This is a genomic window from Burkholderia sp. ZZQ-2, assembly GCF_050768715.1.
Taxonomy (GTDB): domain Bacteria; phylum Pseudomonadota; class Gammaproteobacteria; order Burkholderiales; family Burkholderiaceae; genus Burkholderia; species Burkholderia cepacia.
Genome location: NZ_LDVA01000205.1, coordinates 1 through 11,736, shown reverse-complemented (window position 1 = coordinate 11,736; position 11,736 = coordinate 1). Strand labels below are relative to the sequence as shown.

The window sequence follows — 11,736 nt, the reverse complement described above, 5'->3', positions numbered from 1 at the left end:
TCGAATAGACGCCCATCGCGCCGCCGATCCGCGTCGCGAAATGGGCCTTCACGAAGCCAGGCAGCAGCGCCTGCACCAACGCGATCCCGACACCCGCGCAGCAGGCGCTCGCGAGCAGCAGCCACGCGTGCTGCGCGCCGATGCGCGACACGCAGGCCAGCCCGATCAGCGCGACGCCGAGCCACACGCCGCCCGCGATGCCGGTCACGCGCTGCAGGCGCCGCGCACTCAGCGCGCCGAGCCCCATCAGCAGGATCGGGATCGTCGTCAGCAGGCTGGCCGCGCCGTCGCCGATGCCGGTCGCGCGCTGGATCATGTCGAGCAGCGGGCCGACCGCGGCGAGTGCCGGCCGCAGGTTCAGCCCGACGAGCACGATGGCGGCAAGCCGCCATCCGGGGGAAGTGAAGCGATTCATCGCAAGGCCCTCGAAATCGGTGCGCGGCCCCGGAAGGGCGTCGCGCGATTTTCATGTAAAGTATCTCGACATCAAGATAAACGCCGATTTATCTCGACGTCAAGATAACTGGCAGGCCGAGGAGGGTTAATGGATCAGGTGGATCGAGCCGCGCATGCGCTCGCGCAATGGCGTAACGAGCGTCCGGATCTCGACGCGTCGTCGATGGTGGTGATGGGGCGGCTGCAGGAAGCGGCGCTCGTGATCGCGCGCGACCGTCTCAATCCGCTGTTCGCGCGCTACGGGATGCAGCCGGGCGAATTCGACGTGCTCGCGACGCTGCGGCGCGGCGGTGCGCCGTTCGCGCTGACGCCGACGGCGCTGTACGACGCGCTGATGATGTCGTCGGGCGGGATGACCGCGCGCATCGACCGGCTGCAGAAGGCCGGCTGGGTCGAGCGCCGGCCGAATCCGGCCGACGGGCGCGGCACGCTCGTCGCGCTGACGGATACCGGACGCGCGCTGATCGACGAAGCGGTCGTCGCGCACATCGACAACCAGCGCGCGTTGCTGGCCGTGCTGTCGGATGATGAGCAGGCGCAGTTGTCGCGACTGTTGGAGAAGCTGCTGGCGGGGCTGGGGGGCGGGGCGCCGGGAGAGCCGGAAGGCAAGTAGCGCCGCGGAATGCGTCATGCACATGCACGCCGCGGGCAAAAACAAGGTTCTTCGTGAATTTTCGTGGATGTCGCTTGGCGGCCCGAAGCGGACGATCAACGCGCGTTAAAGTGGACATTCACGGGTTACTCGGGCGACAGTTTGATCCGTCAGCAAGAGAATCTGAGCGACGGAACCCGCGAATGCCCTGCCCAAGGTCGCCGCGAACAGTACGAACAGCGCCGCCAGGATGACGCGATCGCGCCCGAAACGGCGGGCGAGCCACGGCGTCGGCAATGCCAGTAGCCCCATGAGGACATCGGGGATCGACGTCAGCATCGACGCCTCCGTATGCGACAGGCCGAAAGCCTGGCTGATCGACGGCAGCAATGGCCCGATCGACACGATGCCCGGCCGCAGATTCACACCAATCAGCACCAGGCAAGCGACAACGGATTGTTGCGCCGACCGCTTCCGACCGGTATTTCCAGCGGCGCACCCACATCGCTCACTTCGTGATTGAACTGATTACCCGACATGCTCTCGATCCTCAAGGCTGTTTGCGGGGCGGCCATTGACTGCCGCCCCGGCGCAGCAGGTCAGGCAACGGCGTCCGGAAGGAAACCTGCATCGATCTCGATCTTCGACAGGTGCGCGACCGTGTTGACGAGCGTCTTGCCGGCCACGGCCATCGCAATCGCCACCGCCGCGCGGCGGTCGAAGCCAGCCGCCTTCAGCGCGTTCACGTCGCTATCCGATACCTGCGTGCGCTTCGATGCGATGGCTGTCGCGAACTGGCGCACCGCTTCGAGCTTCGGATCGGCAAGCGCGCCGCCGGTACGCAACGCGTCGACCACGTCGGCGGGGGCACCGAGCCTGCTGGCCAGCGTCGCGTGGACTGCCACGCCATAGTCCGCGGCATTCACGCGGCTCGCGGCCGCCATTGCGACCTGCTGCGCCACCGCATCGAGGGTCGTGGTACCGAGAGAATGAAGCCACTGCAGGTAAGCCGATAGCACCGGCGGTTCGACCGCAAGCGCGTGGCCGAGATTCGGCACGAAACCGAATACGCCGCGCATCGCATCGAACAGCGGCTGCGCCTCCGCCGACGCAGACACGTCGTCCAGTGCGCCAAACAGCGCCTGACCTTGTGCAACGTCCAGCGTGCGGGCGAAGAACGCGCGAATGATGCCGGCCACTTCGTCCAGATGCGATTCGAGCGGGAAATGGCCGCCATCGACGAAATGCACCTCGGCATCGGGGATATCACGCTTGAATGCCTCGGCTCCCGCAGGCAGGAAAAACGGATCGTGCTTGCCCCACACCGCCAGCGTCGGCGGACGATGCGTGCGGAAGTATTCGTGGAAGCGCGGATAGGCTGCGACGTTCGCCTTGTAGTCGCCGAACAGGTCGAGCTGGATATCGTCGTTACCCGCGCGGTCGAGGAAGTGCTGGTCGAGCGTGTAGCTCTCCGGCGCAATATGCGACGTATCCGCCTCGCCATGCTGGTACTGGAACTGCGTGGTGCCGGCCGTCAGGAAACCGCGCAGTTGCTCACGGTTCGCATCGGACGGGTCCTGCCAGTAAGCACGCATCGGATTCCAGCCGTCGCTCAGGCCTTCCTCGTACGCGTTGCCATTCTGCGAGACGAGTGCGGACACGCGATCCGGGCGCGACGCAGCCAGGCGGAAGCCCACCGGCGCGCCGTAATCGAAAACGTACAGCGCATAGCGCGTCAGGCCGAGCGTGTCGGTAAAGCGCTCGATCACTTCCGCGAGATGGTCGAAGGTGTAGCCGAACGTCTTCGCTTCCGGGGCGTCGGAGAAGCCGAAACCGGGCAGGTCCGGCGCGATCACCCGGTACTTGTCGGCGAGACGCTCGATCAGCCCGCGATACTGGTGGCTCGAAGTCGGGAAACCGTGCAGCAGCAGCACCGCGGGCGCGTCCTTCTGGCCGGCTTCCCGGTAGAACAGATTGAGGGCCGAGCCGGTACGACGATCGGCGACGGAGGTGGTTTGATACGTCACGAGTGTGGACATCGAAAATCTCCTGAATCACGGAAAGAGGCGTCGGCCTGAATTATCTGTACCGAACGATCGGTACAGTACGTCCGTAAATTGCGGACGTCAAGGGTTGATTTAACGAGCGAGGCAACTTACCCTTCCGCTTGTACCGAACGATCAGTACTTTTGGGGAAGCGAAAAGATCTATGGCCACTGCTCAGGCATCGAAGGACGAAATCATTGACCGGCTGTTCACGGTGTTCCGGGATCGCGGCTTCGAGGGTGCGTCGATCACCGATCTGTCGCGCGCAACCGGTCTCGGCAAGTCGAGCCTCTATCACCACTTCCCCGACGGAAAGGAGCAGATGGCCGAGGCTGTGTTGGAGCGCGCGACAGCGGTAATCGACAGCGAAATCCTGAACGCGGCGCGATCGTCCGGCACGCTAAAGGCCCGCATTCGCAAAATCGTGGCCACGCTGGACCAGATGTACGTCGGTGGGCGCGCCCCCTGCGTGCTCGGTCAACTCGCCACGGCCAATATTGGCTCGGTTGCGAAACAGGGTTTGTTGCTGGCGTTTTCGCACTGGATCGACGCCATCGAAGCTTTGGCGCGTGAAAGCGGCATGTCGCCGGCACGGGCGCGGCATTTCGCGGAGGACTGGGTTGCCCGCCTGCAAGGGGCGCTCATCCTGCAGGCGGCAAACAGCGATCTCGGGCCGTATAAGCGGGCCATGGCCGCGTTGCTCGAACTTTCGAAGGACGGCAAGGATCACGCTCCGGAGTAAGTCTCATCGCCACCTTCTGATGGCGTCTGGTGATTCCGGAGGCTACATGGGGTATCGGCAGGCGAATCTCACGCACTGAACTGTCCGTTGCCGCGCGCGGCCTGTGACGCTCCGGCTACCCCTCAAATATTTCCAGAGTCAACCGGGCGACTCGCCCACGCCGCATCTAGATAATCGTGTCCCGGTACATAAGGCTTCAGCAGAAAGGGATAACGCCGCGTCAGCCCATCCGCGAAAAAATACCAGTCGCCGATCGAGCTTTGATCCGCTTCGTACGTCTTGTCGCGGGGAACGCGTTGCTGGATCCGGGGCCACAGGTCGGCATGTAAATCGCGCCATCGCGACGGCCTGCCGTTGTCGATCGCCGGGATGAACGTCTTGATGCTGTAGCAGTCGTCTCGCACTTCACCAATAAATACGCCTTCTTCGCACGCGAGGCCCAACTGCAACCATTTCTCCCGGTAGATCCACGGCTGCAACCAATAAATATTCGCCATGGCGGTGTAGAGGCGTGTGCGAACCTCGTCCTCGCCAGTTCGGCCCGTCCGCTGAATGATCCGTTGCATCGCATGCTGGCTAACCTCGATCCGGTACATGAGACCGTCTTCCGGCCGAGCCGCTGACGAACAGACAAGGAAGAAGAAATCCAGCCCGCCAGTGGCGCCACGTTGCTCGAACAATCCGCAGTACAGGGTCATTTCGCCAAGGCGTATCAGCGGAAACGTGACCAGGTGCTTGTCGAGTTCTGGCTTCAGCACACGTTCCATGTAGCGGAATGCCTTCCTGCCGCTCATCCCGGGTCGCCATTGCTTTGATACCCGCTTTATCGCGCCATCAAATACCCTGAGAAACGTGAACTGAGACGTCGCGTCTGAAATGGATCTTGCTCGTCCCTTCGCTATACGCGGATCTACGAAGCGCGGATGGTCCATGATTCATCGGACCTCTGCCGCATGCGGTCGATGTGCCGGGTCGGCCACAACGGGAAAGTCGATATGACCGCGCCGTCTGGCTACGCTCGCAGCGAATTTCACGACCGCTTCGGCCTTCGGAGCCTTCGATCCACCGCTGCGGTAAAGTTCAATTTCGTCCGGGGATAGCTTTGCGAAGTTGGTGGCGAGAAAACGATGCGCGGACAGGCAGTAGTCCGATCCATTGACTTGCGCAACCGCCAACGCAATGCGCTCACGGTTCCTGGAATCGAGCGTGGTGGACAGGCCGTCCTGAAAAGCCGCAAATGCTGCCAATGCGACCGGGCTGCTGCCGATGAGACGGTAGAAATTCGGCACGACGCCCAGCTTCTGATAGACAACGTCCAGTATCGGCTTGCTCTCGACTGGAGCATCGTCTCGCGTAGAGATGTGCAAACGGGACATCGACGGTTCCTTCACGAATCGCCGCGCCCGTCAGGCGCGACAATCCAACGTGATTGCTTCAATAGACGTGTTCCGACCGACCACGCGCGCATGGAGAATTGCGCATGGTCAGAACGGAGCAACCAGCCATCGAGACCAGGCAGCCGGACGCGTCATACGGCGCCCAGTCCGCCCGGGCTTCAGGCGGCCTCACGGGCCCGGGTCTGAAGCGGCGGGAATGTCGCGTCGATGTCGGTCTTGAACGTGTTGTTGAAGAGGTTGGTGATGAAGCTGAACGCGGTCTCGGCGACGATGTCAACGATCTGCTCGTCGGTGTAACCCGCAGCACGCACGGCTTCGACATCCGCGTCTTCGATGTGACCGCGCGACGTGGCGATCTTGTAGGCGAACTGCAGCGCGGCGTCGGCCTTGGGATCGGTCGAATGACCGTCGCGGTTGAGCTCCATGTCTTCCGGCGTCAGCCCCTGCAGCTTGGCGCCGAGATAGGTGTGCGCCGACAGGCAGTAGTTGCAGCCGTTCACTTCGGCGGTCATCACGTGGATGCGTTCCCGGGTCTTGTGACCGAGACTCCTGCCGAGCGCGCCGTGCATGTCGGCGATCGCCTTCAGTGCATCGGGGGATTGCGAGATCAGGGCGAAGAAGTTCGGGATCACGCCGAGAACTTTTTCGTAGTTCGCGAGGATCGGTTGCGCTTTGGCGGGAGCAGCTTCTTTCGAGGGGATTGCAAGGCGGGCCATGAGATTTCTCCGTTGATCCGAGCCACTGCGGCTTCGGTAGGAGAGATAGTAGGGACTTCCGCCCAAAACAATAATTGGCTATTTTCGAGAACCGACCTTCCACTCAACGAAAGTATCGAGGAATGGGAAAGGGGCGCATTCGGTAGAGCGAACGCCCGTCAGGCCTTACCCAGCTCCGACATCGCCGAGCGCAACCGGTCGGTTGCGAAGTCGAGGAAGACCCTCATCTTGAGCGGCAACAGCCCGCGCTCTCCGTGGATGAGACTGACAGGAATCGACTCGACATCGAACTTCGGAAGGACGTGGACAAGCTCCCCGGTGCGGAGCGCGGCATCGCAGTGGTAGCGGTACACCCTCGTCAAACCGGTGCGACGGAGCGCTGCCTGTACGGCAGCCTCAGCAGTGGTGACGGACAGGCGCGGAATGATGTTGACATTGAAATCACGTTTGGTTGCCGGATCCCGAAACCACCATGTTGCGGTGGAAGGGCCAGTGAAAACGACGCACGGAAGCTTTTCCAGGTCAGTCGGGTGTTTGGGTTTGCCGTGCGCAGCTAGCAGGTCCGGCGAAGCGCACACCAGTGTATCCATAGCACCAACACGGGTCGCGATCATGTTGCTGTCCGGCAAGGTGCCGATGCGAACGGCCATGTCAACGTGGTCATCATAGAGATGAAGGTTCCGATCGGAGAGAACCAACCGGACGTTGATCTCGGGATAGGCAGCCAGGAAGTCCGTGACAATGGGCAGGATGTACATATGGCCAAACAGCACCGGCGCGGTGAGAACCAGCTCTCCGCGTGGAGTGGTGTACTCGCCGGCCGCAGCTCGTTCGATTTCCTCGATCTCTTCCAAGATGCGTTTGGCGGACTCGACGTAAGCCTGGCCGGCATCGGTCAAGGTCAGCTTGCGCGTTGAACGATGCAGCAATTTCGTGCCTAGGTACTCTTCGAGTTCCGTGACCTTCCGGCTGACGGTCGGGAGCGGCATGTTCAAAGCCTTCGCGGCCGCAGTGAGGCTACCTTTTTCGATCGTGAGCAGCACGATCGACATTGCTTCCAGTCTATCCACTTAATCTTCCACCCAATGAAAGATGATTCATGGATGCAAAAGTATCATTTTTCTGGGTGAAACATTCGGAGTGCGCCGAATGAATGCTGCGGATGGCTGCTTCTGGCCGAGCGCGGCCGGCCGCCGCTCGGTGACGCATGACCGGCGCAGATCGACCCGATTCAGACATTTAGCTCCACCGAAGGCTGCCTTCCAATGCAGTGCCCAAGTGGCGGGTCGAGCAAGCAGTGCGAGGGCGGTCAGCTGGACGCGATTCTGCTAGCGATCTGGGCTGCACTTGCCAATTTGAATGCTCAGATCATCGGGACGCTCGGCATCCCCGCCACGCCCCGAAGCCAGAAGCGACTCGTACTGCTTTGAGTCTTCCCGCTTAAGTTGTTGCCAGTAGCCTTGGCTTGTATACGCACCCCGATACACAAGTTCAAATCTGCGCGAATCCTTGTCAAAGTTAGCGTCGGCTAACCCGGGCCGACATAGCTGCCAAATGTGAAGTCGTTTTCGACACATGTCGCCAAGAGCATTTTTCCGTCAAAGAAGGCCCAGTTTGCCTTCGGATCGCGGTTGAGCAAAGTACGGTACTCGGCGATTTTCGAATCGTCTTCAGTTAATCGACGCAACACAAATTCCTTACCGGGCTTGAACGCTTTGGGCGCCCACGTGGTTGTCTTACTGTCGTAATGCAGACCTGCAGACTGTTCGACGACACAGGCATATGCGCTTGGCTCAGCCGAAACACTGTCAACCTTCGCCAATACCAGTAGTGCGAACAGCCAACGCCTAATCATTTTTTGTCACCCTGAATAAGGCAAAGGTTAAGCACGAATTCCGTTTCTGTAATCATTTGCATCTTATGACTTCACAGAATCGATCAGTGTCTTTCGAGTGGAATCCCGCCTATCCGTCAGTTCCATGTTCTTCTCAAAATTTTTAGGAGAGAGGCCCCCGGCCGAAAGCTCACCCTCGTGTTCTTCCTGGAACTTCCACCATTCGCGATATGCTTGGAGGAAGGTCTCCAGATTCTTGAAAACTGCCGGGTTGCAGGCTTCAATCATGTCGTAAAGTTCGAAAGGCATGTAAAACTCATAGTCCGAGACTTCGATATCACGAGCAACCGTCACAATCACTTGCGACTCAAACCACGCGACATTCTCACGAGTCATCGTCAACATGCTTGCTCCTTGTCTAAAAGATTGAAACCCCGTTGCCCTGCATTCGGCCGTACAGGTGGCAATTATCAACAATTTAGATGCGGGTGTGAAGGTCCGTTTCTGGCCGAAGCCCGGCGCATCTCGCTGTGGCCGCGTTCAGAATACCTCGAACGAGCACCAGTCTGGCACAAACCCCTCGAAGATAAAAAAGTCTTCGATATACGTGAGGCCAAGCTTTTCCAGAGATCTCATGCATTCGTCGGCTGCATCACCTCCAAAAAAAGGACCAAGCGATACCAGATTGTCAGATTCGTCAAAGTATCTACCAAGATTGAATTCGGTCATGACCATTGACAGGTCGACGTTCTTGGCCGAAAGCGCGGCCCGCCGGACAACAATTCCGAAATCCCGGGATACTTTCATCGATGTGGAGCTTGAGTGAATGAGTCGCCACGATTGTCGGCGATCTATGTGCCGAGGTCGAGTGACCGAAACTGGCCGAAAGCGGTCGCCCAGCAGTAGGCGTCGCATCAGGCGAAACCAAGTTCGAGAAGCTCAAATTGGATACTCGAACATTCCGATGTAGACCAGTTCGAATCCTTCGCCTTGCACTGACCTTGGCGATTTTATCTGTTCGCAATTTATGAAAATCAGCGCGTTCGCATCTCCCAAATTTGCGGCGCGCGCCGCTTCACATAGCGCTTCCGACCATTTGTCCGAGTACGAGTGAGGTGCAAAGAACTCTTCCAGTGAAGTACCCGACTGTCGCAGCCCTGTTTCCATGAAGTCATGGTCACAGAAGAACTCACCTTGGGAGCCGTAGAACTCGGAAACTGGTCGACTTTCATCCTCGCCGTAGTGTTCTGCGAGAAAGCTTGAAAATCGGGAGGTGTCAGTTATCCGGCCAAGATAGAAATGAGAAGCTTCCATTCTATGCATCGTTGGTTGGCTCCCCTTGAGCGCAAAGAAATTTGTATTCCTTCACCTACTGAGCGGCTGCTTCTGACCGAACACCGACCGTCTCCCCAGCATTCCCCGGAAAATCGCAAAGCCCCCGAAAGCCCGCCGCCCAATGCGGCGGGCGTTTCAAGTCCACAGCTACGCGGGCCGGACAACGCGCGACCCACCCAGCCGCTCAGCCTCGCGCCGGAATATTAAGCCCACGCGCAACGGCCGGACGCGCAACAAACGCATCGAGCACCCGCTTGACGTTGCGGAATTCACTGAAGCCGACCAGATCGCCCGCTTCATAGAAACCAACAAGATTTCGCACCCACGGGAAGATCGCGATGTCGGCGATCGTGTAGGTATCGCCCATCACCCACTGGCGGTTCGCGAGATGCGCGTCGAGCACGCCGAGCAGGCGCTTCGACTCGTCGACGTAGCGGTCGCGCGGGCGCTTGTCCTCGTAGTCGCGGCCGGCGAACTTGTGGAAGAAGCCGACCTGGCCGAACATCGGCCCGATGCCGCCCATCTGGAACATCACCCACTGGATCGTCTCGTAGCGGCCCGCGAGATCCTTCGGGATCAGCTGGCCCGTCTTGTCCGCGAGATAGATCAGGATCGCGCCCGATTCGAACAGCGGCAGCGGCTTGCCGTCGGGGCCGTCCGGATCGATGATCGCCGGGATCTTGTTGTTCGGATTCAGCGACAGGAACGCGGGCGAGAACTGGTCGTTCGTGTCGAAGCGCACGAGGTGCGGCTCGTACGGCAGGCCGGTTTCCTCGAGCATGATCGACACCTTGACGCCGTTCGGCGTCGGCAGCGAGTAGAGCTGGAGACGGTCGGGATGCTGGGCCGGCCACTTTTGCGTGATCGGGAAGGCGGACAGATCGGGCATGAAGGTTCGCTCGTCGAAGTGAATGACTTGCGCACCGTCCTTGCTGCCGCGCGCCACGACCGGTGGCGCGGCGGCGGGACGGCGCGCGCCGAAAACGCCCACTGTAGCCGATCCCGGCGATCGATGCCGACGACGGCCGCGCGCGACGGCCGCCAAGGGTCACCAATGGCCGCCACACGTCCGCCGCACGCCCGGCCGCCATCAAAAATTGTGCCGCAGCCCGACCATCGCGGCCGTCGTGCCGACGCCCGGCGCGACCGGTTGCCCGTACACGAGCATCTGGTCCATCGTGCCGCGGTTGTTCACGTGGCCGACCTGCGCATAGACCGTCGTGCGCTTCGACAGGCTGTAGTCGGCCGCGAGCACGACCGACGTCGACTTGTTCGCCGAGACGTTGCGATCCTTCAGGTAATACACGGCCGAGCTCACCTGAAGGAAAGGCGTGAAGCGATAGCCGATGCCGGCCGACAGCATGTCGAGGTTCACCTTGTCCGCATGCGACGGATTCCGGCCGTTGCCGTACGACGCCGACACCGAGAAGTCGCGGATCGTGTATTTCGCGCCGACGTAGACGAAGCGGTTGTTGTCGACGCCGGTCGGCGCGACGCCCGGCGCCGGGTTCGTGTCGTGCCCGTTGTAGTAGACGGCCGACGCGTTCAGCCCGTAGTTCGAATACTTGAGCACGACCGATTCGCGCGTGCCGCCCTGGAACTGCCCGGCCACGCCGCCCGGCGCGTATTCGAGCGCGATCGACGCGCCCGCGAACACCGGCGACTGATAGACGAGCGCATTGCTGTCGTACAGCGCGCCGATCGCGCCGTTGGTGCTCGTCCCGGGCCAGCCGGCCACCGTGTTCAGGCCGAGCCACGCGGTCAGCACGCTGCCGAAGAACTGCGCGTTGCGCACGTCGGTGTCGGCCATCGCGTAGATCATCGGCACGATCTGGCGGCCGGCCGTGAAGGTGCCGAACGGGCCCGACACGCCGAGCGACGCGACCTGGTTGAAGATCGCGACGGCGCCCGGCGTATCGCTCAGCTGCAGCTTGCCGGTGCCGCTGTCGAACGAACCCTGCAGCTTGAAGTTGACCTTGTAGCCGCCGCCGATGTCCTCGCTGCCCTTGATGCCCCAGAAGCTCGAGTAGATGCCGCCGTCCTTCATGCGGAACACCTTGCCCGTATTCGGCGCGGTGGGGCTGAACGACGCCGCCGACGTGCTCTGGTACAGCAGGCCCGTGTCGATCACGCCGTAGAGCGTGACGGAGGATTGCGCGTGCGCGAGCGCCGAACAGCCGGCAAGCGCCGCGAGCGCGGCCAGTTTCGTCTTCATGAAGTCTCCAGGGTCGTATTGGACCGGACGGGGTCGAGCCCGTCCGGGTGAAGCGGGGAAGCAACGAGGCGGGCGGGAAGACGCGACAGGCGGCGCCCGCGTGAGCCATGCGGAAAGACTACGCAACGGCGGGCGGCCGCTCCCCCCCATACGCGGGGGGCAGGGTTGCGGAGAATCGCGGGAGGTGGGGGCGGGAGCGCCGCCCGATCGGCGAAACCGGCGTTACGGCGCGCTTTCGAGCAGGCCGAGCACCAGCGCGCGGCGCACCGCATGCTTGCGCGAGCTGGCGTCGAGCTTGCCGAACAGGTTCTTCAGGTGCCACTTCACGGTTTCCTCGCCGACGGCGAGCGCCACCGCGATCTCCTTGTTCGACAGGTTGCGCGCGAGCAGCTCGAGAATCGCG

The 11,736-nt window shown here is 61.3% G+C and carries 15 protein-coding genes and 1 pseudogene; 2 read left to right on the top strand and 14 right to left on the bottom strand.

Translation table 11 applies throughout. From position 1 onward, the window contains the following. Positions 1-415 (bottom strand): annotated as a pseudogene (locus ABY44_RS14150) (MFS transporter); the annotation flags it as partial. A gap of 138 nt (positions 416-553) precedes the next feature. Here ABY44_RS14150 and ABY44_RS14145 point away from each other — a divergent pair. After that, on the top strand, positions 554-1,069 hold the full coding sequence (locus tag ABY44_RS14145) for a MarR family winged helix-turn-helix transcriptional regulator (protein WP_027787402.1): 516 nt from the start codon (positions 554-556) through the stop codon (positions 1,067-1,069). 105 nt (positions 1,070-1,174) lie between these two features. Here ABY44_RS14145 and ABY44_RS14140 read toward each other — a convergent pair whose 3' ends face one another. Together ABY44_RS14140 and ABY44_RS14135 are read right to left on the bottom strand one after the other, a co-directional pair. Continuing rightward, entirely contained in the window at positions 1,175-1,486 is a 312-nt protein-coding gene (locus ABY44_RS14140; protein ID WP_060172232.1) for an MFS transporter, read from the bottom strand. Positions 1,487-1,647: 161 nt separating this feature from the next. Then, positions 1,648-3,087: an alpha/beta fold hydrolase gene (locus ABY44_RS14135; protein WP_060172234.1), complete on the bottom strand. Its 1,440-nt coding sequence runs from the start codon at positions 3,085-3,087 to the stop codon at positions 1,648-1,650. A 170-nt stretch (positions 3,088-3,257) separates the two neighbouring features. Between ABY44_RS14135 and ABY44_RS14130 the strand changes: the two genes are divergently transcribed. Further along, positions 3,258-3,836 (top strand): TetR/AcrR family transcriptional regulator, encoded by a 579-nt coding sequence (locus tag ABY44_RS14130; protein ID WP_059858382.1) that lies wholly within the window; start codon positions 3,258-3,260, stop codon positions 3,834-3,836. Positions 3,837-3,958: 122 nt separating this feature from the next. Here the strand turns inward: ABY44_RS14130 and ABY44_RS14125 are convergent, their stop codons facing one another. The 11 genes from ABY44_RS14125 to ABY44_RS14075 form a co-directional block, all read right to left on the bottom strand. Next, the gene (locus tag ABY44_RS14125; protein WP_060172236.1) at positions 3,959-4,630 is read right to left on the bottom strand and encodes a hypothetical protein; all 672 of its coding nucleotides are present in this window, start codon (positions 4,628-4,630) and stop codon (positions 3,959-3,961) included. Between the two features lie 141 nt (positions 4,631-4,771). Next, positions 4,772-5,212 carry a carboxymuconolactone decarboxylase family protein gene (locus ABY44_RS14120; protein WP_060172238.1) on the bottom strand — a complete coding sequence of 147 codons (441 nt, stop codon included), beginning with the start codon at positions 5,210-5,212 and terminating at the stop codon, positions 4,772-4,774. A 179-nt stretch (positions 5,213-5,391) separates the two neighbouring features. After that, positions 5,392-5,949 (bottom strand): carboxymuconolactone decarboxylase family protein, encoded by a 558-nt coding sequence (locus ABY44_RS14115; protein ID WP_059700261.1) that lies wholly within the window; start codon positions 5,947-5,949, stop codon positions 5,392-5,394. Positions 5,950-6,107: 158 nt separating this feature from the next. Next, positions 6,108-7,001, bottom strand: coding sequence for a LysR family transcriptional regulator (locus ABY44_RS14110; RefSeq protein WP_060172240.1), 894 nt, complete (start codon positions 6,999-7,001; stop codon positions 6,108-6,110). Between the two features lie 476 nt (positions 7,002-7,477). Next, complete coding sequence (locus tag ABY44_RS14105) at positions 7,478-7,804, bottom strand: hypothetical protein (protein WP_155637886.1); 327 nt, start codon at positions 7,802-7,804, stop codon at positions 7,478-7,480. A 63-nt stretch (positions 7,805-7,867) separates the two neighbouring features. Next, positions 7,868-8,188 (bottom strand): hypothetical protein, encoded by a 321-nt coding sequence (locus ABY44_RS14100; protein ID WP_060172243.1) that lies wholly within the window; start codon positions 8,186-8,188, stop codon positions 7,868-7,870. A 135-nt stretch (positions 8,189-8,323) separates the two neighbouring features. Continuing rightward, positions 8,324-8,590, bottom strand: a complete 267-nt coding sequence (locus ABY44_RS14095; RefSeq protein WP_060180831.1) for a hypothetical protein — start codon at positions 8,588-8,590, stop codon at positions 8,324-8,326. A 132-nt stretch (positions 8,591-8,722) separates the two neighbouring features. Beyond that, positions 8,723-9,097: an immunity 22 family protein gene (locus ABY44_RS14090; RefSeq protein ID WP_175755829.1), complete on the bottom strand. Its 375-nt coding sequence runs from the start codon at positions 9,095-9,097 to the stop codon at positions 8,723-8,725. A 205-nt stretch (positions 9,098-9,302) separates the two neighbouring features. After that, positions 9,303-10,007: a glutathione binding-like protein gene (locus ABY44_RS14085; protein ID WP_059653429.1), complete on the bottom strand. Its 705-nt coding sequence runs from the start codon at positions 10,005-10,007 to the stop codon at positions 9,303-9,305. A gap of 201 nt (positions 10,008-10,208) precedes the next feature. Further along, on the bottom strand, positions 10,209-11,333 hold the full coding sequence (locus tag ABY44_RS14080; protein ID WP_431641328.1) for a porin: 1,125 nt from the start codon (positions 11,331-11,333) through the stop codon (positions 10,209-10,211). A 222-nt stretch (positions 11,334-11,555) separates the two neighbouring features. After that, positions 11,556-11,736: response regulator transcription factor (locus tag ABY44_RS14075; RefSeq protein ID WP_431641327.1), on the bottom strand; the 181-nt coding region annotated here is incomplete at its 5' end.